General features: G+C 56.5%; 22 protein-coding genes, 3 tRNA genes and 1 other RNA gene. 11 read left to right on the forward strand and 15 right to left on the reverse strand.

Features of this window, described 5'->3' with window-relative positions; genetic code table 11:
* The first annotated feature begins 297 nt into the window (after nucleotides 1–297).
* On the forward strand, nucleotides 298–1,383 hold the full coding sequence (locus C5L39_RS04165) for a 2,3-butanediol dehydrogenase (protein WP_123047598.1): 1,086 nt from the start codon (nucleotides 298–300) through the stop codon (nucleotides 1,381–1,383).
* Between the two features lie 136 nt (nucleotides 1,384–1,519).
* Here C5L39_RS04165 and rnpB read toward each other — a convergent pair.
* From rnpB to C5L39_RS04185, 4 genes are all read right to left on the reverse strand, one after another.
* Nucleotides 1,520–1,923, reverse strand: an RNA gene (gene rnpB / locus C5L39_RS04170) — RNase P RNA component class A.
* Between the two features lie 58 nt (nucleotides 1,924–1,981).
* Nucleotides 1,982–3,208, reverse strand: a complete 1,227-nt coding sequence (locus tag C5L39_RS04175; protein ID WP_245974870.1) for a bifunctional RNase H/acid phosphatase — start codon at nucleotides 3,206–3,208, stop codon at nucleotides 1,982–1,984.
* A gap of 5 nt (nucleotides 3,209–3,213) precedes the next feature.
* Nucleotides 3,214–3,930, reverse strand: coding sequence for a zinc ribbon domain-containing protein (locus tag C5L39_RS04180; protein ID WP_123047600.1), 717 nt, complete (start codon nucleotides 3,928–3,930; stop codon nucleotides 3,214–3,216).
* 14 nt (nucleotides 3,931–3,944) lie between these two features.
* On the reverse strand, nucleotides 3,945–5,075 hold the full coding sequence (locus C5L39_RS04185; protein ID WP_123047601.1) for a Nif3-like dinuclear metal center hexameric protein: 1,131 nt from the start codon (nucleotides 5,073–5,075) through the stop codon (nucleotides 3,945–3,947).
* Nucleotides 5,076–5,127: 52 nt separating this feature from the next.
* Between C5L39_RS04185 and C5L39_RS04190 the strand changes: the two genes are divergently transcribed.
* From C5L39_RS04190 to C5L39_RS04200, 3 genes are read left to right on the forward strand one after another with little or no spacing between them, the layout of a single operon-like run.
* A complete protein-coding gene (locus tag C5L39_RS04190) occupies nucleotides 5,128–5,778 on the forward strand; it encodes an HAD hydrolase-like protein (protein WP_123047602.1) in 651 nt (216 codons plus the stop codon).
* Nucleotides 5,759–6,268, forward strand: coding sequence for a low molecular weight protein-tyrosine-phosphatase (locus C5L39_RS04195; protein WP_123047603.1), 510 nt, complete (start codon nucleotides 5,759–5,761; stop codon nucleotides 6,266–6,268). Before C5L39_RS04190 ends, C5L39_RS04195 begins: the two co-directional genes overlap by 20 nt.
* Before the next feature lie 15 nt (nucleotides 6,269–6,283).
* Nucleotides 6,284–7,270, forward strand: coding sequence for an SURF1 family cytochrome oxidase biogenesis protein (locus C5L39_RS04200; RefSeq protein ID WP_123047604.1), 987 nt, complete (start codon nucleotides 6,284–6,286; stop codon nucleotides 7,268–7,270).
* Between the two features lie 185 nt (nucleotides 7,271–7,455).
* Here C5L39_RS04200 and C5L39_RS04205 read toward each other — a convergent pair.
* Nucleotides 7,456–7,528 (reverse strand) — tRNA-Val (locus tag C5L39_RS04205).
* 79 nt (nucleotides 7,529–7,607) lie between these two features.
* Complete coding sequence (locus C5L39_RS04210) at nucleotides 7,608–8,039, reverse strand: DUF3052 domain-containing protein (protein ID WP_123047605.1); 432 nt, start codon at nucleotides 8,037–8,039, stop codon at nucleotides 7,608–7,610.
* A gap of 554 nt (nucleotides 8,040–8,593) precedes the next feature.
* Between C5L39_RS04210 and aceE the strand changes: the two genes are divergently transcribed.
* The 3 genes from aceE (at nucleotide 8,594) to C5L39_RS04225 (ending at nucleotide 12,756) form a co-directional block, all read left to right on the forward strand.
* Entirely contained in the window at nucleotides 8,594–11,341 is a 2,748-nt protein-coding gene (gene aceE, locus C5L39_RS04215; protein WP_123047606.1) for a pyruvate dehydrogenase (acetyl-transferring), homodimeric type, read from the forward strand.
* A 131-nt stretch (nucleotides 11,342–11,472) separates the two neighbouring features.
* Nucleotides 11,473–12,069 (forward strand): DUF1707 SHOCT-like domain-containing protein, encoded by a 597-nt coding sequence (locus C5L39_RS04220; protein WP_123047607.1) that lies wholly within the window; start codon nucleotides 11,473–11,475, stop codon nucleotides 12,067–12,069.
* Nucleotides 12,070–12,111: 42 nt separating this feature from the next.
* A complete protein-coding gene (locus C5L39_RS04225) occupies nucleotides 12,112–12,756 on the forward strand; it encodes a DUF1707 domain-containing protein (RefSeq protein WP_123047608.1) in 645 nt (214 codons plus the stop codon).
* Between the two features lie 9 nt (nucleotides 12,757–12,765).
* On the opposite strand, the gene C5L39_RS04230 is transcribed toward C5L39_RS04225, so the two are convergent.
* Nucleotides 12,766–13,809, reverse strand: a complete 1,044-nt coding sequence (locus C5L39_RS04230) for an alpha/beta fold hydrolase (protein ID WP_123047609.1) — start codon at nucleotides 13,807–13,809, stop codon at nucleotides 12,766–12,768.
* A gap of 43 nt (nucleotides 13,810–13,852) precedes the next feature.
* Between C5L39_RS04230 and C5L39_RS04235 the strand changes: the two genes are divergently transcribed.
* Entirely contained in the window at nucleotides 13,853–14,095 is a 243-nt protein-coding gene (locus C5L39_RS04235; protein WP_126268726.1) for an acyl carrier protein, read from the forward strand.
* Nucleotides 14,096–14,147: 52 nt separating this feature from the next.
* Nucleotides 14,148–14,957 carry an HAD-IIA family hydrolase gene (locus C5L39_RS04240; protein ID WP_123047611.1) on the forward strand — a complete coding sequence of 270 codons (810 nt, stop codon included), beginning with the start codon at nucleotides 14,148–14,150 and terminating at the stop codon, nucleotides 14,955–14,957.
* Nucleotides 14,958–15,012: 55 nt separating this feature from the next.
* On the opposite strand, the gene C5L39_RS04245 is transcribed toward C5L39_RS04240, so the two are convergent.
* The 4 genes from C5L39_RS04245 to C5L39_RS04260 all read right to left on the reverse strand — a co-directional run bounded on the left by C5L39_RS04245 (nucleotide 15,013) and on the right by C5L39_RS04260 (nucleotide 19,392).
* On the reverse strand, nucleotides 15,013–15,456 hold the full coding sequence (locus C5L39_RS04245) for a hypothetical protein (protein ID WP_123047612.1): 444 nt from the start codon (nucleotides 15,454–15,456) through the stop codon (nucleotides 15,013–15,015).
* Between the two features lie 252 nt (nucleotides 15,457–15,708).
* Complete coding sequence (gene uriH, locus C5L39_RS04250) at nucleotides 15,709–16,650, reverse strand: uridine-preferring nucleoside hydrolase UriH (RefSeq protein ID WP_123047613.1); 942 nt, start codon at nucleotides 16,648–16,650, stop codon at nucleotides 15,709–15,711.
* A 7-nt stretch (nucleotides 16,651–16,657) separates the two neighbouring features.
* Entirely contained in the window at nucleotides 16,658–18,109 is a 1,452-nt protein-coding gene (gene uriT / locus C5L39_RS04255) for a uridine transporter UriT (protein ID WP_123047614.1), read from the reverse strand.
* 251 nt (nucleotides 18,110–18,360) lie between these two features.
* Nucleotides 18,361–19,392 carry a YeiH family protein gene (locus C5L39_RS04260; RefSeq protein WP_123047823.1) on the reverse strand — a complete coding sequence of 344 codons (1,032 nt, stop codon included), beginning with the start codon at nucleotides 19,390–19,392 and terminating at the stop codon, nucleotides 18,361–18,363.
* A 71-nt stretch (nucleotides 19,393–19,463) separates the two neighbouring features.
* On the opposite strand from C5L39_RS04260, the gene C5L39_RS04265 reads away from it, so the two are divergent.
* A complete protein-coding gene (locus C5L39_RS04265; RefSeq protein ID WP_123047615.1) occupies nucleotides 19,464–20,354 on the forward strand; it encodes a LysR family transcriptional regulator in 891 nt (296 codons plus the stop codon).
* A gap of 25 nt (nucleotides 20,355–20,379) precedes the next feature.
* Here the strand turns inward: C5L39_RS04265 and C5L39_RS04270 are convergent, their stop codons facing one another.
* Together C5L39_RS04270 and C5L39_RS04275 are read right to left on the reverse strand one after the other, a co-directional pair.
* Nucleotides 20,380–21,189 carry a serine hydrolase domain-containing protein gene (locus C5L39_RS04270; protein WP_123047616.1) on the reverse strand — a complete coding sequence of 270 codons (810 nt, stop codon included), beginning with the start codon at nucleotides 21,187–21,189 and terminating at the stop codon, nucleotides 20,380–20,382.
* Between the two features lie 318 nt (nucleotides 21,190–21,507).
* A tRNA-Ile gene (locus C5L39_RS04275) sits at nucleotides 21,508–21,581 on the reverse strand.
* 256 nt (nucleotides 21,582–21,837) lie between these two features.
* Here C5L39_RS04275 and C5L39_RS04280 point away from each other — a divergent pair.
* Nucleotides 21,838–21,910, forward strand: a tRNA-Asn gene (locus C5L39_RS04280).
* 284 nt (nucleotides 21,911–22,194) lie between these two features.
* On the opposite strand, the gene C5L39_RS04285 is transcribed toward C5L39_RS04280, so the two are convergent.
* Together C5L39_RS04285 and C5L39_RS04290 are read right to left on the reverse strand one after the other, a co-directional pair.
* The gene (locus tag C5L39_RS04285) at nucleotides 22,195–23,061 is read right to left on the reverse strand and encodes a YwiC-like family protein (RefSeq protein WP_123047617.1); all 867 of its coding nucleotides are present in this window, start codon (nucleotides 23,059–23,061) and stop codon (nucleotides 22,195–22,197) included.
* A gap of 81 nt (nucleotides 23,062–23,142) precedes the next feature.
* Nucleotides 23,143–24,789 carry a thiamine pyrophosphate-binding protein gene (locus tag C5L39_RS04290; protein ID WP_245974871.1) on the reverse strand — a complete coding sequence of 549 codons (1,647 nt, stop codon included), beginning with the start codon at nucleotides 24,787–24,789 and terminating at the stop codon, nucleotides 23,143–23,145.
* Between the last annotated feature and the right edge of the window lie 29 nt (nucleotides 24,790–24,818).

Raw genomic sequence — 24,818 nt, forward strand, 5'->3', positions numbered from 1 at the left:
TATTTAGCAGCAAGGAAGAATTCGCCTCGAGCCGTCCGTCTCCTTAGCTCATAAGAAGCGTTTGGCTCAGATCTAGCTGCGCTTAGCCAAGGCTTTTGGCAGCTTCTGTGGCTAGGTTGTCTCAGAATATGACGTGTCCACTTACCAAAGAGCAGTTTCCCGCAAAAGTCCACTTCCAGAAAAGTTGCCGATGCACTGCAGAATTGCTTCCTTACGGACTTAGCATCCTGGCAACCAAAGGTCTCAAACCCTAGAATGGAAGCGTCACGTGGACCCTAAGAAAGGTAATTTTTCTCCATGAAAGCTGCACGTTTCTACGACCAAAAAGACATCCGGATTGAAGAGACCACTCCTCAGGACTTGGAACCGGGCACCGTCCGCATCGACGTAGCGTGGTGTGGAATTTGTGGAACCGACCTGCATGAGTACCTAGATGGTCCGATCTTTTGCCCCACCCACGACACGCCGCACCCAATCTCAGGTGAGACGGCTCCGGTAACCATGGGGCATGAGTTTTCTGGTGTAGTCGCAGAACTCGGTGAGGGCGTAGACGATCTTGAGGTCGGCGATCACGTGGTGGTTGAGCCTTATATCATCGGCGATGATGTAGATACTTCCTCGAACAACAACAGCTATCATCTGTCCCCGAATATGAACTTCATCGGCCTAGGTGGCCGTGGCGGCGGACTCTCCGAGAACATTGTTGTGCGCCGTCGCTGGGTGCATAAAATCTCCAAGGACATCGGCTTGGATGAAGCCGCTCTGATCGAGCCACTGTCCGTCGGCTACCACGCCGTTGATCGGGCCGGATTAGCTCAGGATGCCACCGGTAAGTTCGCGCTGATTGGCGGAGCCGGGCCGATCGGTCTGCTCACTGCCGCAGTACTCAAGGCAGCCGGAGCGACCGTTGTGGTCTCCGAGCTTTCCTCGCTGCGTAGGCAGAAGGCCCTGGATTCAGGAGTCGCAGACTATGCTCTGGATCCGACTGAGGTCGATGTCTCCGATGAAGTACACAAGATCAGCGGCGGCGAGGGCGCAGACGTCGCATTCGAGTGCACCTCCGTCCAGGTTGTTCTGGATACCTTGATGGATGCAGTTAAGCCCACTGCCAAGATCGTCGTCGTCTCGATTTGGGGTGAACGCTCCAAGTTCGACATGCACAAGCTGGTGATGAAGGAAATCGATCTGCGTGGCACGATCGGCTACGTCAACGCGCATCCAGCCACCATTGAGCTGGTTGAGTCCGGCAAGGTCAATCTCAAGCCATTCATTACCGGCAAGATTGCACTTGAGGACCTGATCGATGAAGGTTTCGATACCCTCATCAACCACAATGAGACGGCCGTGAAGATTTTGGTTTCCCCCTCCGGCAAGGGTTTGTAAGTCTCGTCGGAGAAACCAGCGGCTAATGGCTGGGGAGCTTTTCTGGCGACAATAGGCAACAAAGCTTATCGACGCCGCCGTGCTCCCTGCCAGCCAGTCCTTCCCTAGGGAAGGACTTTCTTTTTTTAAAAATAGGCGAATGAGCCAGCCGATAAGCCGGATTCTGTACCTCTAAAAGAGGCGGTGAACATCCATCTGGGTCGACCATCGCTGATCGCCTCAAGCAGCTACCTTCGGACTCAGGCGAGTCACCCTCAATCATCCGAACCAGCCTGCGCTATTGGCAGGCTTTGATGCCTTGCTCCCGGTGGGGTTTACCTGGCCGGACCAGTCACCTGGCCCGCCGGTGCGCTCTTACCGCACCCTTTCACCCTTACCCGACCAATCAGGCCTGGCGGTCTACTCTCTGTTGCACGTGCCCGCGGGTTACCCCGGGTTGCCGTTAACAACCACCGTGCTCTGTGGAGTCCGGACTTTCCTCGACTACTGCCTTCCCCGATACCGGGGTGGTTCAGCCGCCGCGATCACCCAGCCAACTCATTCGCGAAATCTGACTCTACCCCTTGGCCCCCTCATTCCACCAACGGTGCTCTGCAGCTTAGATATCTTTCAAATGCGCGGTGTCATTGAAAGATCGAAGGCAGGATGACACGCGGGCTTGCCCGGGGAAAAACTCCACCACGCTGATAGAAGCTAGTTCCAAAAACATGCGAGACAGCACATGCGGTCCGGAATCGATAGCTTGGCGCACCAACGACTTGATGGGCATGACGTGGGCCACTACCAGCACGGTTTTGCCCGGATAGCGCTCGACCAGCTCGCGGCGCACAGTGCGGACCCGTTTATGCAGCGCTTGGGGGGCTTCTCCACCAGGTGGAGTGATCGTGGGGTTGCCTATCCACTCCTCGTGCAGCTGCGAATCTAACTCATGTGCCTGTTCGAAGGTCTTGCCCTCCCACATGCCGAAATCAAGCTCAGTGAGTCCTTCCAAGACCTCCACCTCTAGGCCTAATGTTCGGCCTGCTTCTTCGGCCGTTTGCCGGGCACGAGTCAATGGCGAGGTGACGATGGCGTCGATCCGTTCTCCCTCGGCTAAGGCCGTGGCGGCTGCCCGTGCCTGCGCCATACCGATCTCGGACAAGGCTGGATTGGAGCGTCCTGAGTACTGCTTGGCCGCAGACATGGCTGTCTGGCCGTGGCGCAACAGCACTAATCGGGTGGGTGGGGAGCTTGCTCCAGTCCAATGACCGGGGCTACCCACCGATGCTTGGTCAACAGGTGCGGCCGAAGTCGCGGGAGTAGCTGCCGAGGTCTCCGATGATGATTCCGGCGACAACGGCGGCGTCGATAAGGATTCTGCAGATGGCCCGGCAGATTGACCATCATCAACGATGCCTGGGGCATGCCCATCTGCCGCCGCGTCCATAGCCACATTCGACAGATGATCAGCGACCTTGTTTTTTGCTCGCGGAACCCAAGTAAAGGTGACCTGATCAAAACTCTTGATCAGATCACGAGCCTTGAGCGCTAATGCCTGCATGTCGGGGTGTTTGATCTTCCACCGCCCGCTCATCTGCTCTACGACGAGTTTGGAGTCCATGCGGATCTCTAGCTCCCGGGCGCCCAGATCACGAGCAGCTTCTAGGCCACGCAGCATGCCGTGGTACTCAGCAACGTTATTGGTGGCCTTCTTGCCCACGACATAGGCGATCTCCGCGAGGGTCTCACCCTCGGTGGAATAGACCACCGTTCCGGAACCAGCAATTCCAGGGTTTCCCCGGGAACCACCATCGGTGTAGATCAGGAGCTTTTTGTGGTCAGCCACCAGATCTACGTCCGAACCAGGTAGGTGCCACATTCCGGACAATGCGGCAGTTCATCAGCCGGAGCCTTGCGAATAGCCGATTGGTCAAGCGTGCCCAAGACCATGAAGCAACCACCGCAGGCGCGACCGTTGAAGTCAGCGGCTCCAATATCAGAATCATTCTTCTGCGCGTCATAGGCAGCTAATGCCTCTGTGGATAGCTGAGCGCGCAACTCCAAGATCAGCGTCTGCGGATCAGGTTTCGCGGAAGAAGCCTCGTTTGCGGATTCCGCGGCACGCTTAGCCAGATCAATCTTGCGGCCTAGATCATCCAGACGCGCGCCGTGGACATCCCGGTTATTACGCAGCGCGTGAATCTCATTATGCGCTTCCTGCAGCTCACTCATCAGATCGGCGATGCGGGACTTGGCAGAGTAGAGATCATGCTCAATGTCACGACGACGAACCGGATCGACCTCAGCGGTGAGCTGGGTTTTATCATCGCGCTCGCGACGGCGCAGCTTGCGCTCATCTTCTTGGATTCGCAGAATCTCCGATTCCATGTCATCGACCGCCATTTGAGCCGAGGCTGCGGCGTTGCGCATCTCTTGCTGCTCTTTGAGCAGCCGGTTCAAGTCCTTTTGCTCAGTGGTGACAAAAGCCTTTCCACCAGTGACTTGGAGAGCGCGTTCGGTGGAGGCTAATTCCAGCAGAACCGCCTGCTGAGTGGGTTGAAGTTTCATATCTACCTTTTCTACTAGCTTGAATGTGCGGACAGTGTCCAGGGGTCGGTTCTCAACTCGATGATCTCAGTATCGACGCCCGCGCGTTCCTGCACCAGTTCGGCTGCCTGAGCAGTCCACGGGAATTCGCTGGCCCAGTGCGCGGTATCAATCACCGGAGGTCCACCGGCACGTAAATATTCATCGACTGGATGATGCCGCAGGTCGGAGGTAACAAATACGTCCACTCCCAAACCACGGACCGCGTCAAGCAGGCTGTCTCCAGAACCAGAGGATACGGCGACTTTTTTCACTATCGATTCTGGATCACCAGCTGCTCGCACTCCCCAACAGGTCACCGGGAGTCTATCGGCTACCTGCTGGGTAAATTCCCGCAGCGTCATTGCCTCTGGAAGTTCACCAATCCTACCCAAACCATAGGAATTCTCAGCACTATCGGTATCCGCCAATTCGACGATGTCGAAAGCAGGTTGTTCAAACGGATGGACCTCGCGCAGCACCGTAATCAGACTGCGCCGTTTGGCAGCCGGGGCAACAAACTCTATCCGCAGCTCAACGTCACTATGGTGCTGGCCTACCTGTCCGATAGTTGGGTCAGCACCCACGACTGGAGTGAACTCACCGGTACCGGAGACCTCAAAGGAACAGTCCTGATAGTTATCGATCTGGCCTGCTCCCGCGGCAAAGAGTGCTGACTTCAGCGCCTCCGCATTGGCCGGTGGTACCTGTACTCCCCATTTATCTAAGTTCGTTCCGCCTCTGGGCAAAATCGGCGAACCTGAGGAAATTCCCACCAGCTCGGCAAGTCGATCGTTGACTCCCGGCCTGGCTGAATCGGCATTGGTATGTGCAGCAAACAAGGCCACCCCACCGGTGATCAGCGTGTGAATGACTTTGCCTTTCGGGGTGTCTGCGGCCACCGAGGTCACTCCACGAAGTAGCAAAGGGTGGTGCACTACCAGCATCTGAGCACCACTGGCCACTGCCTGTTCAGCCACTGCTTGGGTGCAATCAAGGGCAAAGGCAACGGTATCTACCGGGGAGGCGGGATCACCACAGATCAACCCCACGGCGTCCCAGCTCTCCGCAAGCTTCGGCGGATAGGCGTCCTCAAGTACAGAGCGAATCTCAGCGACGGTGGTCATGGGAGTCAAGTGTAGACGGGCGGAATCGGGCTGAGTCTGGCACTCTAGGCTCGTGAGTATTCTCCTTCTCGACGTCGACGGCACTCTCATCGATTCCCTCCCCGGCATCCGTGCCGGGTTTCTCCACGCGCTAGACGCACTGGATTGGGAGCATCCCTCAGAGGAGTTCATATCTCAGATCGCAGGTCCACCGATGGAGTTGACCCTCAAATCTCTAGGAATGACCGATCAGCAGGCTCAGCAGGGTCTGGCGTCCTACCTCGACTACACCCACAACGGCGGTTGGGAACAAGCCTCTCCATTTCCCGGCATGCTCGAATTATTGGTGTCCTGGAAGCAGCAGGGACTGACTATCGCCACCGCGACGTCTAAAGGCGAGGGCTTCGCTCGGAGAATCCTCGAACGCGAGGGTTTCCTCGACTACATCGATTTCCTCGGTGCTGCCCAAGAAAATGGTCCGCGCCGAGCCAAGGCCGATGTTATTGACTACGTCCTGGCTTCGAATGGTTGGCGGGAGCGAACCTCAGATATTGTCATGGTCGGCGATCGTTCTCATGACATCGAGGGAGCCGCTCATTTCGACATCGACACCATCGCAGTGACCTGGGGTTATGGCACCCCGCAGGAATGGGAAACCGCATACCGCACGGCACGCACTCCTGAGGATCTGGAAAGGATCATCAATGCCCGACTCTTGGCCTAGCGAAGAACAACTGCACCTAGATTTCGTCTGCACCGGCAATATCTGCCGCTCCCCTATGGCAGAGATCATTATCCGTGATGCTCTCGAAGCGGCAGGATTGAGCGACAAGGTCCGTGTCTCTTCCTGCGGCATTGGCGGCTGGCATGTAGGCCAGGGCGCTGATAAGCGCGCCGTAGCTGAACTGCGCACCAGTGGCCATGACGGCTCTGAGCATGTGGCCTCCCAATTTGGGCCGGATGATTTTTCAGCCGATCTACTCGTCGCTCTCGACACCGGACATGTTGCCGAGCTACTTGCTCGCGGAGTACCGGAAGAAAGAGTGCGCCTGCTGCGCAGCTTTGACTCGACAGCACCTGCTGAAGCTTCCGTCGATGACCCCTATTACGGCGGCCCGGAGGGATTTACCGAAACCCGCATCCAAATCGACCGTTGTACTGAGGGCGTTTTGAGCTGGGTACGCCAACAGGTTCAGGCAGGCTTGCGTACATAGGTAAACTCGCTCAATGTGAGTAGCACCGTGGACAATCGATCTAACTCGAGCACTAAACGCCGGACCGGGTGGCGGATTTTTCTCCGTCCCGGCTGGCTATTGATGCTCATCGCCATCGTTGGCTTCTCCTACGCCGCTTTTAGTTTTCTTGCCCCTTGGCAGCTGAATAAGGACGACGCTATCGTCGCCCGCAATGAACTCATCGATGCAGCTTTTGTCATTGACCCCGTCGATGCCACTGAGGTGTTCGATGCTGATGGGTTTGTCGACCCAGATGACGAATGGCGCCGAGTTATCCTTGAAGGTCGCTACCTTCCCGAAGATGAGGTCCTACTTCGGCTTCGTCCAGTCGAATCCCAGCCGGCTTTCCATGCATTAACCCCATTCCAGCTCAACTCCGGGGAAACAATCTTGGTCAACCGAGGTTTTTCTGAGCCCTTGGAAGGCAGCATTCCGGATATCATTCCTGCGCCTACCGAGGAAGTGAGCATTCTCGGCCATGTCCGTCTCGACGAGGTCACCCCACCGACAGATCCGTTTGAAGATAATGGCTATTTGCAGGTCTACGGCATCAATACCGAGCAAATATCAGAGTTGACCGGAGCTGATCTGGCCCACGACTACGTCCAGCTATCTTCGGATCAACCAGGAGAGCTCTACGCGATCCCAGTGCCCAAACTAGACCGAGGCTCCCATCTGTCCTACGGGTTCCAATGGATCGCCTTCGGCATTATGGCTCCACTGGGCTTGGGCTACTTCATCTGGGCAGAGATCAAAGAGCGTCGCCGTGTACGCGAAGAAGAACAAGAACTTATCGACGATCCCGAGGATCCTTCTGCTCCAGAAGATCTGGAGGGTCCGTCCTCCTCAGATGCACCACAGGACCAAGAAGAATCAACGCCACAAGAGCCCCCAAGCTCTCCCCGTCCACGTGCCCGTTACGGCGATGCTCGTCCCGACCACTACCGTAAATTCCGGCAGCGCGGCCAAGAACGCTTCTAGTGCTACTAGTCGCACCTAGCTTTGGACGTGCGGCGTTTCTGCTCGGGACAGGCCCGGTGAACGTGCCGTGGGGGAAGCGCTACCCCTAATATGGTGCGGAAATAATATGCCCAAAAATGGGTCAGAAACGAAAAAGCAGGCCACGGTGGTTGATTGAAAACCTACCGTGGCCTGCTTTTTAATTGTGCGCCCTGACGGGATCGAACCGCCGACCTACTGGGTGTAAACCAGTTGCTCTTCCAGCTGAGCTAAGGGCGCTCTCGTACTGCCTGTCTGAGGCAATCGGAAAGAACTTGGAGATCTTAACACGATAACAATCAAACAGGGTACTTAAGGGTTACTTTTTAGAGTAACCACGGGAAACTAGGCAGCTACCCTGCCAATTTCCAATCCTAGTGGCGGTGGTCTGCACCAGTCCGGCGGTTTGCGCAGACTCGGAGATCTCACCTGGAGCGACAGTGCCATCCTTGCCTGCCCCCGGGGTCAGCAACCAGATACAGCCATTGTCTGCCAGCGGGCGAATGGAGTCGACGAGGCCGTCAACCAGATCACCATCTTCCTCCCGCCACCACAGCAACACGACATCACAGAGCTCATCGGTTTCATCCTCGAGGAGTTCCCCGCCAATGGCGTCCTCGATCGCTTCGGAGATGCTGTTATCGCAGTCTTCATCCCAACCGACCTCAAGAACGGTCATCTCCGGCTTGACGCCGAGAGTCTGTGCATATTCCTGGGCGTTTTCGTTGACCACGCCCGGAGCGTCCACCACTTCTTTGTTCCTCCTTGTAACTAGCCCGCCGCGATTCGGCGAACTTCAGATGTCCTAGCTTCTATCAGCAGAATACAAGGAGTATGCAGGTTTTTCCTGATTCCGTCCACCTTCAACCCACATTGACAGCTTCAGCCACCACCTCGACACGCCGGAAATATCCGAACTCTACCGCACTTGACCCGCAGTTCCCATCGGACAGCGTTGAGCCAAAAGCCGAGTACAAAGCATCAATTAGATGCTTGTGATCGCATGAATGTGCCCATCTTCTAAGACTTTCAATCTCCTACAATTAGGAGCAGAATTGGCAGTATGGATAAGCCGCCCCGAATGGCTACCTGGATAAATTTCCACTGCCCCCAATCCCCCACCTAAAAGGGATAGAAATATACCCCTCAGTACGAGATCTTTCTCTCAACAACGATTCAAGACTGACTAGATAGGCCTTGACTGAGGAAAACACGTATTCTAGCTAAACAAGCTCGGGTGCAACCGGGGGACTCAACAGGTATCCCAGGTAATTCACCTCAACCCCACAAACCAGGAGGTTAACCATGGCAGAAGACCTTAACGCGAAAGACGCGAAGGACGACTCCAACTTTCCGTTGATCCGCGACGGTGTCGCCTCATACCTCAACGACTCCGATCCGGAAGAGACACGCGAGTGGATGGATTCCCTCGACGGATTGCTCTCCGAGACCTCTCCGGACCGTGCGCGCTACCTCATGCTGCGTCTTCTGGAGCGAGCATCGGCCAAACGCGTCCCGTTGCCGAACCTCACCTCTACTGACTTCGTCAACACCATTCCCACCACCATGGAACCTGAGTTCCCCGGCGACGAGGACATGGAAAAGCGTTACCGCCGCTGGATGCGATGGAACGCTGCCATCATGGTCCACCGGGCTCAGCGCCCAGGCATCGGAGTTGGTGGACACATCTCCACCTACGCCGGCGCCGCCCCCCTTTATGAGGTCGGATTCAACCACTTCTTCCGTGGCAAGGACCATCCCGGCGGCGGTGACCATGTCTTCTTCCAAGGTCACGCCTCCCCCGGTATTTATGCTCGTGCATTCCTCGAAGGGCGTTTGAGTGAAGACGACCTAGACGGCTTCCGTCAGGAAGTTTCCCGTCCGCAGGGCGGAATTCCCTCTTACCCGCACCCGCACGGAATGAAGGACTTCTGGGAATTCCCAACGGTGTCCATGGGCCTTGGCCCCATGGATGCGATCTACCAGGCACGCTTTAACCGCTACCTGCAAAATCGCGGCATCAAGGACACCTCCCAGCAGCATGTCTGGGCTTTCCTCGGTGACGGTGAAATGGATGAGCCGGAGTCCCGTGGACTAATCCAGCATGCAGCACTCAATAACCTCGACAACCTCACCTTTGTGGTCAACTGCAACCTGCAGCGCCTCGATGGTCCGGTCCGCGGTAACACCCAGATCATTCAGGAGCTGGAGTCCTTCTTCACCGGCGCCGGATGGAATGTCATCAAGGTCATTTGGAGCCGCGATTGGGATATTCTGCTGGAGAAGGACAAAGAGGGTGCCCTAGTCACCATCATGAACTCCACTCCGGATGGCGATTACCAAACCTTCAAGGCCAACGATGGTGCTTATGTCCGCGAGCACTTCTTCGGCCGCGATGAGCGCACTCTCAAACTCGTTGAAGATATGACCGATGATGAGATCTGGAACCTCTCTCGCGGTGGCCACGACTATCGCAAGGTTCACGCCGCTTACCAGCGTGCGCTGGAGACCAAAGACAAGCCAAGCGTCATCCTGGCGTTTACGGTCAAGGGCTACGGCTTGGGCCATAACTTCGAGGGCCGCAACGCGACCCACCAGATGAAGAAGCTCACTGTCGACGATCTCAAGCTCTTCCGCGACAAGCAGGGCATTCCGATCTCCGATGCAGAATTGGAGAAGGATCCCTACCTGCCGCCGTACTACCACCCCGGTGACGATGCCGCGGAAATCAAGTACATGAAGTCCCGCCGCGAGCAGCTCGGTGGTTTCGTACCCACCCGCCGCGAGGAGTACACCCCGTTGACGGTGCCGGAGCTGGCCAAGCTGCGCAGTGTTCGCAAGGGCTCAGGCAAGCTGGAGATTGCTACCACCATGGCACTGGTGCGTACTTTCAAGGAGCTCATGCGCGACAAGGAACTGGGCAAGCGCGTCGTTCCGATCATCCCGGATGAGGCTCGTACCTTCGGTATGGACTCATGGTTCCCGACGCTGAAGATCTACAACCCTTATGGCCAGAATTATGTGCCGGTTGACCACGATCTGATGCTCTCCTACCGTGAAGCCACTGATGGTCAAATCCTGCATGAGGGTATCAACGAGGCTGGTTCCATGGCTTCCTTCATCGCCGCCGGTTCTTCTTATGCCACTCACGGCCAAGCTATGGTGCCGCTCTACATCTTCTACTCGATGTTCGGTTTCCAGCGCACCGGTGACAGCGTCTGGGCTGCTGCCGACCAGATGGTCCGTGGTTTCCTCATTGGTGCCACCGCTGGCCGCACGACCCTGACAGGTGAGGGTCTCCAGCACATGGATGGCCATTCCCAGATCTTGGCCTCGACCAACCCAAGCGTGGTCTCCTACGATCCCGCTTTCGCCTACGAGGTCGCCCACCTGCTGCACGAGGGCATCGATCGCATGTACGGCGAGGGCCGTGGCGAGAACGTCATCTACTACCTCACTGTCTACAACGAGCCGACGCTGCAGCCGGCTGAGCCTGAGGAACTAGACGTCGAGGGTCTGCACAAGGGCATCTACCTTTACTCCCCCGCAGCCGAGGTCGAAGCCGATGGCCACGAAGCCTCAATCCTGGCATCTGGTATCGGAATGCAGGCCGCGATCGAAGCGCAGAAGATCCTCGCTTCCGACTACAACGTGGCAGCTAGCATCTTCTCCGTAACGTCCTGGGTTGAGCTTGCTCGTGATGGTGCGGCAAAGAACAAGGAGCAGCTGCGTAACCCGGCGGCTCCGGTCGAAGAGCCTTTCGCCAGCACCCAGCTCAACCAGGGATCAGGCCCGTACGTGGCAGTTTCTGACTTCGCGACGGACCTCCAAGAGCAGATCCGAGCTTTTGTTCCGGGTCAGTACATCGTCTTGGGCACTGATGGGCTTGGTTTCTCCGACACCCGTCGGGCCGCGCGTCGTTTCTTCAACACCGACGCCGAGTCTGTCGTCGTTGCTGTGCTGATCGGCTTGGCTCGCGAGGGCAAGATCGATATGTCGGTTGCTGCTACAGCCGCCGAGAAGTTCGAACTAGACGATCCCACCTCGGTCTAGTTAGTTACTTGCTCGCAAGAGTGCCCCCGTCCGGTTCCCGGACGGGGGCACTCGCTTGTCATAGCTTCAAGAACACAACATTGGGAAGTACTCAGCGCTTGAATGCTGATTAATAGCTAGGCTGGCAAAGCATGAAGGAGCTGGAGCACCAAGACCACCGCGAGCAAGCTCAGCAAGCGCTCACCCTAGCGGTCGCCGAAGGTCGCCTAGATCTTGGCGAGTTCAGCGAGCTGGTCGGTATCGTGTGGTCGACGGAGGAACCGACGGTGTTGGACAGCATCATCGCTCAAGTCCAGCCCCAGCAACAGAACTCGGCCAACGCTGATCTAGTTTCTCCTGATCAGGCGCTAGCTGTCGATATTCCACAAGAAACCACGTCCGTTTTCGGCGATATTGAACGCTCCGGGTACTGGCTAGTTCCACAACAGAGCACTATCACTACCGTATTCGGGGATGTGTTCCTCGACCTACGTCGAGCGGTAGCAGCCACACCGGTAGTCACCATCCACATCAACGCTGTGCTGGGTGATGTACGTTTGTTGCTCCCACCAGGGGTGCCGGTTGAATCCCAGTTCACTACCATCCTTGGAACCAACAAGGTGAAAAGCTCTAACCCTATGCCCGGTGCGCCTTTGGTGAAGCTGACCGGCAGGAGCATTCTGGGGGATTTAAAAGTGACCACCAAGGATCTAGATGAGGATCCGTCATTCTGGTGGCGCTGGCTATAAGCCTCTCGCTATCGTTGCGTGGGTGTTAGTAGAATCAACTGCGTGATCAACCCATTGAATTCTCGCAGCCCAAAAGACGAAGACCGTCAGGCGCTCCAGAATGAGTTGACCCGCTTGGTCGGTGCTGGACAATTGTCATTTCCAGAATTTGATGATCTCAGCAGCCTCATCTGGTCTACCGAGGATCCCACCACGCTTGATGCCATTCGGAACCGGTTTTTCCCCACCCAAGCGCATCCGGTAGTAAAGCAACCCGAACCGCCGCAACCTGTGCGACCTCAGCCGATGGCTCAACCCCTTCCGCCGCAACAACAAGGGCACACATTGAGTTCAAATCTCGGCACTATTCGTCGTAGCGGGCAGTGGACTGTTCCCGAGTACACGCAGTTCCGGCTCAAAGGCGCGACGTTGCACTTGGATTTATGCCAAGCCCTAGCTTCTGCACCGGTAATCACCTTCCACCTCGATGCGATGTTTTCTACTATTGAGATTATTCTGCCGCCGGGAGTGATCTTGGAAAACCAGCTACAGGAGTCGTGGTCTTCCTCCGATATCAACACCACGACACCAGCAACCGGTGGTATCCGACTGATTATTAGCGGCACAACGAAAGGTTCATCGTTGAGTGTGAAGACTAAGGATCCAGAAGCCGGCTCCGGCCTCTGGAAATGGCTCACTGAATGGTAGTTTGCCAAATCAGTCGGATTGGGAAGTATCGAGGGGTTCCGGTGAGCAGACTATCTGCAGCAACCGGTCAATGGCGGCGTTGACAATCTCGGGAGCTTCTAGGGGAAGCATATGTCCGGCGTCCATGGAAATCTGCAGCCAGGCACGTGGCCATACCTCGATGAGTCGCTGTGCCTGCTCCAACGGAGTGACCTCGTCTTTTTCACCGGCGATGACGTAGCCAGGAATGCTCTCGAGATAGCTTCCCGCAGTAAGCTCATCATGGTTTTGTAGTTCGTCAAAGAACCCAACAAAAGTCTCTAGGGGTGTTTGGCGGATCATCGCAGCATGAAACTCAACGATTTCGTAGTCGGTGGGACGACGGAATACTGTCACAGCCAATCCGGGAGCAAAAAAGTGCGCGGCCTCTCGCTTGAATTTTGCGGCCTCTGCAGGAGAAGCCTCGACTGCTCGGTAGACCTTGTCCGCCACCGGAGATGCCAGCAGCTGCGGCAGCCCTTGGTCGGAGAGCGCTTCAATAGAAGTCGACACTAATACGAGGCCAGAGATTCGATCGCGCAGCTCTTCTGCGCAACGGCGCACAAGGTTCAATACCACTAGCCCACCGAGCGAATGCCCCACCAAAATCACTGGACCTGATATCCCGCGGTCTTGCAAGACTGCTAGGACGTCATCGGCTGCGCCGTCGATGGTGCACTGCTCCGGCCTGACACGGCCGGTTTGGCCGTGGCCGCGGACGTCGATAAGCAACAGGCGAGCATTCGGCCATCGTGGGCGCAGATAATCGACTTGGCGGTAGAAGGACTCAGCGGCCAGAGTGAAACCATGGACGAAAACCACGGTCACCGAGTCGGTTTCTCCGCTTTCATACCAATGGACAGCCACACCGTGGTTATCCACGACACCAGTGCGATCAATGCCCGTCAACCCAGGTAGTCGGGTCGCTGAATGCGGTGTTCCTCGGCCTAGTGGGAGCTGAGTTTGAGCGATATGGCTCAGTCGATGTCCCCAGCTGCGAGCAAGCGAAGGAAAATTGCGGAGGGTCGTGACCATCCCTGAACACTACCGAGTCCTGTCCGGCGCTAAACTAAAGCGCATGAGCTCACCTGTTACTTCCCCCGAACTGGCCCACATCATCGAGGAAGCCTCAGGCATTGATGCCGAAGCATTGACTCCGGAGGCAAAGATCAGCGAGTTGGGAATCAGCTCCCTATCCATGATCGAGATTGCTGTCCGCATTGAGGACACGTTCGGAGTCTTCCTCGATGACAAGACGGTCTTTGGCATTGAGACCGTGGGGGACCTGAACAATCACATTTCTTCCGGCACCGGAGAATAGTCACAGCTGTTTCAACGCGCACAATTGCCGATAGACGAGGATGATGGTGAGCATGACCACGAACATTGCGTACCTGACCGATATGGACGGCGTTCTCATCCGTGAGGGAGAAATGATCCCCGGTGCCGATCGTTTCCTGCATTCTCTGTCCGACAATGACATTCCGTTCATGGTTCTCACCAATAACTCAATCCACACCCCACGAGACCTGTCCGCCCGATTGGCTTCCACCGGCCTGCAGATTCCCGCCGAGCGGATTTGGACCTCAGCCACTGCCACCGCGCATTTCCTGGCCAACCAACGACAAGAAGGCACCGCCTATGTGGTCGGCGAATCCGGGCTGACCACACTGCTACACAGCAAGGGTTGGATCCTCACGGACTCCGATCCGGAATTTGTAGTCCTAGGCGAGACTCGAACCTATTCTTTCGAGGCCATCACCACCGCCATCAACCTGATCTTGGCTGGGGCACGGTTTATCTGCACGAACCCGGACCTGACTGGGCCGGCTCCCCAGGGAATTCTCCCGGCCACCGGCGCTGTGGCGGCGCTCATCACCGCGGCCACCGGCCAGAAGCCCTATTTCATTGGCAAACCAAATCCGGTGATGATGCGTTCAGCCCTCAATGTCATGGGCGAGCACTCAGAGCGGGCAGTGATGATCGGCGACCGCATGGACACTGATATCAAGTCCGGACTCGAAGCCGGTATGCGCACTATTTTGGTCCGCACCGGAATTTCTGATGATGCTGCGATTGCGCAGTATCCCTATCGTCCTACTCAGGTCGTCGACAGCGTTGCCGAGCTGGCCGACCGAATCCTCGACCCCTTCGAAGATGGACATTACTTCCCCGAGGATTAATCTCCCCCGTCTTTCCCACTCGCGCAGCTGCGCGAGGTGAAGAATTTAGGTTGATCTAGTCAACGATGCGGACCTCGGCGATAAAGCCGTGAGTCTGCGCTAGATCGCTGACCACTTGGTTGAAAAGCTCAAGTTCTGCGGCTTCGCCGGTGAGTACCTGGCGACAGCCGATCAGGACGCTTGCGTTATGGCCTTCCGCCTCGCTGCTGCGATCGCGGCACCAAGAGGTAAACCAATCCGCGGTCAGCGGGTTGGTACCGGGGATGCTCAGCTGCGATTCCGAAGGCACGCAGACTGACATAGCTGCCTCTACTCTTGAGCGGAGTTCTCGAGGCATGCCAGTTACCGTCAGCACGGCAGTGCGTGCGACGTCGGTGTTACACACAGCATCTTCAATGGACGCATGCGAAAGGTCGTCGGGGGTGTCCCATGGATCGAGCAGTGCCGAAGAATCGGCGGCGCTCAACCAACGTGAGAGCGATGGGGCAAAAGTCGTCATGTCGGTGTCCAATCGGCAGCATGAGCATCGCCGCTCGAGAGGACCTGGCATGGTCCTGACAAGCGGCAGTGCAAGACGAGGTTCGTCTTCCCCAACGGCCTCGCATGCGCCTCATGAAACAAATGTCCATGGCGTTGTACATGCAAGTATCGGTGAGTTTTCCAAACCCCGCCAACTCTCAAGCCCTGCTTGACACCCCTGTTTATTAAAGCTCAAGTTGAGCTTTTAACTTGCCAGGGAGTGCCGCGTTTCCTAGCTAACGGCCTTGATGGAGTCGATCACTAGCTCCCAGAACCGGGCATGGTCCAGATCCACAGCCACCTGCGTATGACAGTCAGCAGGGGCAGGAGCACGGAAATCCGCGACAGTCATTCCCGTGGTCAGAGCCCCATTGAGTTCAATATCCACCGGCACCTTCTGAGTGGAAACCACCGTCGGGTCGATGAGATAGGCTACTGCGCAAGGGTCATGTACCGGAGGATGCTCAAAGCCCTGCGCATCCTGATATGCCTTACGGAAGAATCCGAAGAGTCCCACCACAAAATCTGCCACATCTGTACCCAGCGCCTTGATCTGAGCCTCAACCTCGTCGGTAGCTAGTGCCTGGTGGGTCAGATCCAGACCAACCATCGTCACCGGCCACAACTCATTGAATACGATATGAGCAGCTTCTGGGTCGACCTTGATGTTGAATTCTGCCACGGCTGACCAGTTGCCCACATGGTATCCGCCACCCATAAGCACTACCTCTGCGACGCGCCCAACAATGCGTGGCTCCTTGCGCGCTGCGAGAGCAATATTGGTCAACGGCCCTGTGGGAACCAGCGTCACGGTACCTGGCTCATGAGACATGATCGTGTCGATGATGAAGTCCACAGCATGGCCCTCAGCCAGCTCTACTGTCGGCTCCGGCAGCTGATAGCCCTGGATCTCCATGCCGGTGTCACCGTGGATATCTGGAGCATTCTCCATCATTTGTACCAACGGGCGGGTGCAACCAGCATGGATAGCGATCTCATTGAGGCCAGCAATAGTGCACACCTGCCGGGCGTTATAGGTGACCTTCTCTAGGGTCTGATTGCCACCAATGGTGGTAATACCCAGTAGATCAATGGCTGGGCTGCCTGCAGCCAGCAGGATGGCAACCGCATCGTCGTGGCCTGGATCGCAGTCGAGAATAATTTTTTTGGTCATAGCAGTGTTACTCCTTAGTAGATGTGGCGGCCAAGGCTCGCTCCTGAGCGGCCAAGGTATCGGTGATGGTCTCGGGGTTGGGAATAAACAGCGAAGAAATGAACGCCAAGCCGACGATGATGGCTCCAGCGATCATGCCAGCGGCGTATCCACCACCATTGTCGGCAAAGATGGTGGCCACCGCGAAGAGGATGGCAAAGCTGATACCGGCGCCTAGGTTGAACGCACCGGCGTTCATGCCCGGCAGGTAGCCCTGGTTATCAGCCGGGCTAGAGACCACGCCCAGGCCATTGAGCATGATGTTGGCAATACCGGCATAGGTCACGCCGATGAAGATCGAGATCACCAACAGCCACCAGCGGTTGATGTCACCGGAGATGAAGATCGCAGCCAACAGGCCGATGACGGTACCCACCAAACCAACCTGCAAGACGCGCTTGTAGCCAAACTTGGCGGCGAGAGTTCCGGCAATCGGCCCCATAATGAGACCGGCTATGGCGTAGGGAGTCAGCGTGTACCAGGAGACTACTTCGGCGCTCAGACCAGCACCATTGACGGTGTCTTGCCCCATATTTGGGATCAGTCCGTTCATCACGGCGAACACACCGGTCATGGTCAGCAAGGTGGTCAAAAGCAGTGCCCAGGTACGGCGCTGCTTCATATATTCAACGGTAACCAGCGGATGCTCCTGGCCCTTCTCAATGTTCCAGAACGCGATAATTCCGACTGCGCCAACCAGCACGAGGACTGCGAATAGTAGCCAATTAGCTTCACCGAGCTTGCCAGCCTCGTTAAAGGCAGTCAGCAGTGCGCCAATGGCAACCGCGAGCGGGGCAACGCCCTTCCAGTCCATCGGCGGGGTCTGCTCTGCAGTGGATTCGCTGACGAATAGCCGAACCCCTACGACCGCCAAGCCACAGACGACAGCCATGACCCAGAAGATGGAGCGGAAGCCAAAGTTGCCGGCCAGCCAGCCGCCAGCCAAGGCATCAATGCCTGCGATGCCACCGTTAATGGAGGTAATAATGCCCAACAGCAGGGCGTATTGCTTCTCGTTGGGAACTTGTTGACGAAGCATAATCAGGGCTAACGGGACGGTAGGTCCAGCGACGCCTTGAATTACTCGGCCCATAAACAAGATAGTGGCATTGGGCGCCAATGCGGAGACCACACAGCCTATGGCGGTCACCGCCATCATGCCGACGAGAACTTTACGACGGCCGATGAGGTCACCCCAGCGTGGCAAGAACAAGGAGAACAACGCTGCGGCAGTAAAGAACGCGGTCTGTGTCAGGCCGATCTGGGCGGCGGTGGCGGAGAGCTCTTGCTCCATCGTCGCTAGTGCCGGAGAGAGCATTGAGGCGTTGAGCTGGAAGGCGAACACTGCCACCAGCAAAGCCAATACCAGTGGGATCACCTCCGAGCCGGGAGCACGCCGAACTTCCACTGCTTGTGACATGAAAAAACTACCTTTTCAATCTGGCGGCCCTAAGTGTCGAGCCTCACCAAATGAGGGCGGGTCGGCGACCGGTTGAGTATGTGACTTACCTATCATCTCATCGCAGATAGGAGAATAACAAGAACTGGTGATAACCAATGATTCACTATGTATGACATTGGAAATATTATTGACATAGTGCACCCCTCTGCCTTCGTCCGAGTAAAATCGCCCAACCCTAGCGTCCCGAATGTGGCAGGCCACATCGCTGATTAGTGAACGAGCAAGATTCCAGCCAGCGACACACTAGTGACCAGCACTGTGGAAGCCGCGGCAAGAATGAATGGACGCGCCCCGACGCGGATTAGTGATTGAATTTTCACTCCACACCCAAGGCCGAACATGGCCGCCGATAGCAGTGCCGCCTGGGCGAGCCCTCCAGCTTGAATTACCGTCTCGGGGAGATCAAAAGTAGATCGAATGACCACCATGGCCAGAAATCCGATGATAAACAGTGGGATGATCGCCGGCTGCTTCCCGTTGGCTGGAACGCTACCGCTGCGACGCTGGACGATCCCCAAGATCGCCACCATCGGCGCAAGCAGGAGCACTCGAGCTAGCTTAACCACGATGGCCACCGACATCGCTGCCCCGCCAATGATCCCACCGGCAGCAACGACCTGGGCGATTTCATGAATTGAAGCACCAGCCCACATTCCGGTTAGTTCCGGGCTTAGCCCAAGGAGAGAACCTGCCAGTGGGATCGCCGGGATCATCAAGGTGCCAAAGATAACCACCAAAGCCACCGCAGTGACAACGTCCTCTTCATCAGCATCGACCGAGCCTTCCACCCCAGCTACGGCGGCTGCACCACAGATGGAAAAGCCACAGGAAATAAGCAGGACCTGAGTCGGAGGCATCTTCATCATTCGACCCATGCAGATGGTCCCTAACACACCACTGACCACCACACAGACGATGACCAGCAGCATGGGGACTCCTAGCGAGACGATATCGGAGAAGACCAGTTGCAATCCCAAGAAGACAATTCCCAGCCGCAAGAGCTTCTTGGAGGAGAAAGCAATTCCCGGCATCATCACATCGGGTAGTCGAACTAGGTTGGTCACCACGATGCCGGCCACGATGGCAATGATCAACGGACTAATCCCCGGTAGTACCAAGTTGATAGCCATTGCTGCTGCCGCAGCGACCGTGCACAGGATCAATCCCGGCGCGTATGGCTTCAGCTTATCGACGCCCCGCGGGACGAGATTGGTGGGCACCTGCTGCGCGTGTGTTGACATGTGATTGATCGTGGCAGGCCAACAAGACGGTCGGTAGACGGAAATTTCATATCCGGGCATATACTCCCGATATGAGTAGTCAGTGGCCCAACCTGCAGTCCCTCGAACTGATCGTCGCGGTAGCCGATGAGGGCAGTATCGGCGCAGGGGCCAGGAAAGTGGGGATGGCACAACCCAATGCCAGCAAGGCAATAGTGGAACTAGAAGCTCAGCTAGGAACGGAACTATTCCAGCGCAGCCCACGTGGGGCACGACCCACTACAGCTGGATTATCGTTGGCCGAACATGCGCGAGAGCTGCTCACAGCTGCGCATTATTTCACCACTTGGGCGCACACCCTCAACGGCGATGAGCAACATCAACTGCGCGTTGGGGCGAGCATGACTATCGCAGAGACCTTGCTGCCAGCATGGCTGTCCGAACTCAAACGCCAAGTACCAGCAGTATGCGTCGAGGTGGATGTGCTCAATTCTGCGCAGATCATCGATCAGGTTCAGCGCGGCAATCTGCAGCTTGGTTTCGTCGAAACTCCACACGTACCCGTGAGGCTCAACGCTCAGATCGTGCAAGAAGATGAGCTGGTAGTCGCCATCTCCCCAACCCATAAATGGGCTGATCGTTTAGGCAAGATCAGCCTAGCGGAGCTGGCAGCGACTCCTTTGGTAGTCAGAGAAGCCGGTTCAGGCACTAGAGAAGCACTAGATGAGGTGTTAGACGGGTTAGAGGTCGCCCCACCTGCCCAAGTGCTCAGCAGCAATGCTGCCGTGCGCGTCGCTGTCTCATCTGGGGCGGGGCCAGCGGCATTGAGTGAACTAGCGCTACGGGAACAACTAGCCAGCGGAGAACTGATGCAAGTGCCTTTCCACGGCCAGGGAATCAGCCGACCACTAACTGCGGTGTGGTCAGGCCCTAAGAAACTAACGGGAATCGCTGCCAGACTAGTCGCGGTGGCTGCGACCTAGGAGCGCGCGTTAAAGATGGTTGAGCCTAGCTATCTAGCGATTCCCATACTTGATCATTGAACTTCGACCACAGTGGTTTTGCCCAGTCTCCGAAGTCTCGGTCAGTGAGCACCACCATGGCACGCTTGGTTTTTGGCTCTACCCAGAGAAAAGTGCCTGCTACCCCAAAGTGCCCAACCAGGCTTGCAGGCATAGTCTGCCCAGTCCAATGCGGATCCTTTGTTCCTCGGATCTCAAAACCCAGTCCCCATTGATTGGGCCGTTGTGGGCCAAAACCTGGCACTACACCCTCAAGATCAGGAAACTGCACGCTAAAAGCTTCTACCAGGGTTGATTCATGCAGCAGTTGGGGATTGAGCAGCTCCTGAGCAAAGACGCTCATATCTGTCACGCTCGAACGGGCACCATGACCGGCTGGACCATAGAGCTCAGTCGAGTCCATCCCCAACGGACTGAACACACCCAACTTGAGGTATTCGGCGAACGTCATCCCCGCTTCCTGCTCCACAGCCTCAGCCAGGATCTCGAATCCAGCGGAAGAGTAGATCCGCCGCTCCCCCACCTTTTTCTGCGGCTTGCGGCTATCAAACCCCACTCCTGAGGCATGCGCCAGCAGGTGCCGCACTGTCGAACCTTCCGGGCCTAACGGCGTAGCTAGCTCGAAGACACCTTCTTCCACCGCCAGCAAGACCCCATAAGCTGAGAGCAGCTTGGTGACACTGGCCAGCTCGAAGACATGATCTAGGTCCCCGATGCTTTCCATGTCATCTCCGACTATCAACGAAGCCGCCACATTATCCACCGGCCACTCGGTCACCTGCTGCAGAATACTCATGCTCATCCATGCTACTGAGGCTGCCCCAGTGTCGCTTGACCTAGCGACAAACCGTCTTGGCCTAGGTAGGTGGATTGGTAGATCCACTCAACGTGGGTCGCGTATTCGCGCCAGTGGCAGCCAACGGATTGGCGCATCTCACCAATAGCTGTCTTTACCCCAGCGCGATGAACCAGAGACTGCCGAGCCTCCAGCGACTAGCGGATCTCCTACGGCGATGAGAGAACCTCTACTCAATGGCGACCTTCACCCAATAAACGTTCTTATTGGCAGATGGACCAGACCCCCGCTAACCACAAGGGTCGGCGGGGGAAATTGTGGGGCCACCGGGGCTCGAACCCGGGACCTACGGATTATGAGTCCGCGGCTCTAACCGACTGAGCTATAGCCCCTCACAGATGTCAAGAATCGCGCTAAAACTACCGCTGCTTGATAACTCGGTCAGTATAGCGATAATCCCAGAATGGCCCAACATCACCCATCGTGATCTAGCGGTCGACTATCCGATCAGCAAAGTAGGGCTACTACTTGACAGTAGTGGCCCATTTTCCTGTCATGAGCTGGCGATTTGCTACTTTCCATGCTCTCCCATTAGAGTTATGACTCGTTGCAAGACAGCGCTTCGAGCGAGTTAAGCAGCCAATCTAATCCTCCATAGCTCAGTTGGCAGAGCATTCGACTGTTAATCGAAGGGTCACTGGTTCGAGCCCAGTTGGAGGAGCAGAGAAAAAGAGTCACCGGATATCCGGTGGCTCTTTTTGCATTCCAGAACAGCTCAGTTCTAGCTGGCCTCTGCGAGACCCAGATGTGGCGTGCCCGCGATCTTCTAGTCGCACTGCAGAAATGCTCTCGCAGCTGCCTCAACCGCCGACAGATGCGGTGCGAATCTTCCTTCCTGCCAACTCATCCCTACCAAACTGCACATCGACGGCCTCTCTTCGTGCACCGCCACCTGGGAATGCACATCCTGGCCGAGTTAGTCCTCCACGCCCAGCACAATCCCAGCTACATCACCGCAAACAGCACCGCGATGCTGGCCAGTAGTATCACTGGCCCCTCCATCATCCCGACCTGTTTCGCACTCCACGCGCGCCCTCGCTGCGCACTCAGCGGCACTGCGATTGACCGCACAAGAGCCACCACCATGGTCGCTGCCATCAACCAGCCAGCTAATCCGCCCGCCCAAGCAACCGCCGCGCCAATCACCAACGCAGCAGCAACGACGTGATAGCTAATGGATCCAATCAAATAGCGCCGGTTACCCCGTTGCCTGATCATGGTCTTGACGAACGGAATAGTTCCGGAGAAGTACAAGGCCAAGAATGCAGCCGAGCCCCACGCACTTAGTGGAACATCTATTGGTGTCTCAGCTCCAAGACCAGCCATCGCTAACACGGGCACCAGCAGCGCGGATGCGAGGGTCGTGGATACACCAGAGAGCAACGAACGAGGGCGGTGCTGAAGGGTCTCCCACACTGCGATGAGCACCAGCGGAGCAAAGGGCAGCGCCCACCAGAGAAGTTGGGGCGAAATCACCAATGCCACCACCAATGCCACCAGAGAAACTGATCCATACACCGTCAACGGGCGCAGGTATCTGGCCCGGCGCGCTGCAGATCGAGCCTTGATCACTAATCCGAAGGCGAAAAACGCGAAGTACCCGAAGAACCAGGCAATCAATATCAGGGGAATAGTCACCGCTGAGCCAATATTGCTCTCGGGGGCCGCCACCCATTGAGCAATACCTGCTGCAGTTCCCACAATGGCCGGGGTGATCAGCATTGCCCAGGCCCCATGTTGATTGGGAATCCAGGGGGACACTCCTGAACGACGTTTTTTGCGCGAAGGGGCGACAGTAACGGGAGCAGTCATGATTTTCCTTTGCGCGGCCGAGGTTGACCCACTCAGGCTAACATCAATCGAAAGTTGGATAGCTTCGATTGCAGAAGGTCACTATTCTCCCGACAACCCTTTAATGAATGGCGCCACCACTGCCGGAGAAATCCGACAGTCGCGCAGGTAGCAGCCAAGCTGTCCAGAGTTAATCCACTCACCAAAATCATCCAAATCCGCCAGGGTGCGAATGACCTCTGATCGAGCGCCTAAGGCGCGAAATACCGCCGCGAAATCAACCTCTGGGATGAGCATGGGCGCAAGCTCTAGTCCTCGATTGAAAAACTGATGACGCTCAGCACCATAGGAGGCGTCGTTGTAGACAATCACCACACCCCGCTGGGCTACTCGGATAAAAGACTCAGCATCCGCCAAACCCATCAAACCTCCGCCGTCGCCGGTGGCTAAAACACTCACTCGCTCCCCCGCCGCTGCTGCCACCCCGACACCGCTCGCGAAACCCAAACCGATGGATTGAAAAGCGGTACCAACCATCACCAGGTGATCAGGTCCAGCAAGATCCAGTCCAGTTGCTGGCCAACTAATAAAATGACCACCATCGATCGCCACCAGCCGATCAGCTGGCAGCAACTCATTAAGTCGAGCAGTCAGACCACGAGGGTCTAGTAGTCCGTCTGCTGCCAACCCCTCGCCTACTGAAACATCAACTGGTTTAGCGGCAAGCACTAGGCCATCCTGAGGAGTAAAACCCTCACGCCGCGCTAATTCTGCTGACAACGCAGCAATGGCACCAGCGACATCCGCTTGATAGAAGTTGCTAACCCCCTCCCAGGTAGCCACGTCCGCCAGATCAATCTGGATCAGAGTGGCTGAAGAGTGAAAGGCCTGACCATGATTAGTGGTGAATTGGTTAAGCCCCGCGCCGAGAATCAGCACCACATCTGCTTTTCTAATTCGCCCAGCCACCTCAGCTGTGGCGAAGCCTCCACACACCCCTAAATCAGAAAATCCAATCGACTCATCTGACTCCGGAACAAATAACCCCCGCGCAGGAGCGGTAGTAGCCACCTGGCACTTCAGACTTGTCGCCAATGCACGCAGTGCGCGACCGCAGTGCCCCACTCCACGACCAGCCAGAATCAATGGCCGATCAGCGAAAGCCAGTGCATCAACAATTCGAATGACATCCTCATCACCTAGCTCAGGAGCTAGGGGCACCGGTGGCAATGTGGGGATCCTCGCACCTTCATCTGTCACCGACAGCATGGCTATGTCATAGGGCAGCTCCAGCACCACTGGCCGACGAGTATGTAGCGCCAATGCTAAAGCTTGGATAGCTAGCTCACCCGCATCATCAACACCGACACTGAGCGTAGTCACACCTACGGCTGTGGCCGCAGCGCGTTGGTCGATATCCTGGGATCGAAAACCTCCAGCAGGAGGCCCGCCAGTGACCAACAGCAACGGAATCTGTGCTTGAACAGCCTCTGCCAAAGCAGTCAAGGTATTGCTAAAACCTGGCCCAAAGGTAGTCGTGGCTACTGCGATCTTCCCAGTAACGCGCTGATAAGCATCGGCAGCAGCTACCGCTGCGACCTCGTGACGAACCGGGATCAGGCCTGGTCCGTATTTTTCCACTGCATCAATAAACCACGCGTTGCCATGACCCATGACTCCAAAAAAGCAAGAAACATGGGCCAATAATGCATCGGCGACAACGGTTGAGACGCGGGTGTGCTGCGGCAACTGAGGATCCCTACTTCTAGTATGCGAGT

Origin of the sequence: Corynebacterium alimapuense (assembly GCF_003716585.1) — a bacterium.
Classification (GTDB): Bacteria; Actinomycetota; Actinomycetes; order Mycobacteriales; family Mycobacteriaceae; genus Corynebacterium; species Corynebacterium alimapuense.

What these genes read in the sequence shown, in the direction of transcription:
- C5L39_RS04165 (WP_123047598.1), top strand. Translation starts at nt 298, where the DNA reads ATGAAAGCTGCACGTTTCTACGACCAAAAAGACATCCGGATTGAAGAG.
- C5L39_RS04180 (WP_123047600.1), bottom strand. Translation starts at nt 3,930, where the DNA reads ATGAAACTTCAACCCACTCAGCAGGCGGTTCTGCTGGAATTAGCCTCC.
- C5L39_RS04185 (WP_123047601.1), bottom strand. Translation starts at nt 5,075, where the DNA reads ATGACCACCGTCGCTGAGATTCGCTCTGTACTTGAGGACGCCTATCCG.
- C5L39_RS04195 (WP_123047603.1), top strand. Translation starts at nt 5,759, where the DNA reads ATGCCCGACTCTTGGCCTAGCGAAGAACAACTGCACCTAGATTTCGTC.
- aceE (WP_123047606.1), top strand. Translation starts at nt 8,594, where the DNA reads ATGGCAGAAGACCTTAACGCGAAAGACGCGAAGGACGACTCCAACTTT.
- C5L39_RS04220 (WP_123047607.1), top strand. Translation starts at nt 11,473, where the DNA reads ATGAAGGAGCTGGAGCACCAAGACCACCGCGAGCAAGCTCAGCAAGCG.
- C5L39_RS04230 (WP_123047609.1), bottom strand. Translation starts at nt 13,809, where the DNA reads ATGGTCACGACCCTCCGCAATTTTCCTTCGCTTGCTCGCAGCTGGGGA.
- C5L39_RS04235 (WP_126268726.1), top strand. Translation starts at nt 13,853, where the DNA reads ATGAGCTCACCTGTTACTTCCCCCGAACTGGCCCACATCATCGAGGAA.
- C5L39_RS04240 (WP_123047611.1), top strand. Translation starts at nt 14,148, where the DNA reads ATGACCACGAACATTGCGTACCTGACCGATATGGACGGCGTTCTCATC.
- C5L39_RS04245 (WP_123047612.1), bottom strand. Translation starts at nt 15,456, where the DNA reads ATGACGACTTTTGCCCCATCGCTCTCACGTTGGTTGAGCGCCGCCGAT.
- uriH (WP_123047613.1), bottom strand. Translation starts at nt 16,650, where the DNA reads ATGACCAAAAAAATTATTCTCGACTGCGATCCAGGCCACGACGATGCG.
- uriT (WP_123047614.1), bottom strand. Translation starts at nt 18,109, where the DNA reads ATGTCACAAGCAGTGGAAGTTCGGCGTGCTCCCGGCTCGGAGGTGATC.
- C5L39_RS04260 (WP_123047823.1), bottom strand. Translation starts at nt 19,392, where the DNA reads ATGTCAACACACGCGCAGCAGGTGCCCACCAATCTCGTCCCGCGGGGC.
- C5L39_RS04265 (WP_123047615.1), top strand. Translation starts at nt 19,464, where the DNA reads ATGAGTAGTCAGTGGCCCAACCTGCAGTCCCTCGAACTGATCGTCGCG.
- C5L39_RS04270 (WP_123047616.1), bottom strand. Translation starts at nt 21,189, where the DNA reads ATGAGTATTCTGCAGCAGGTGACCGAGTGGCCGGTGGATAATGTGGCG.
- C5L39_RS04285 (WP_123047617.1), bottom strand. Translation starts at nt 23,061, where the DNA reads ATGACTGCTCCCGTTACTGTCGCCCCTTCGCGCAAAAAACGTCGTTCA.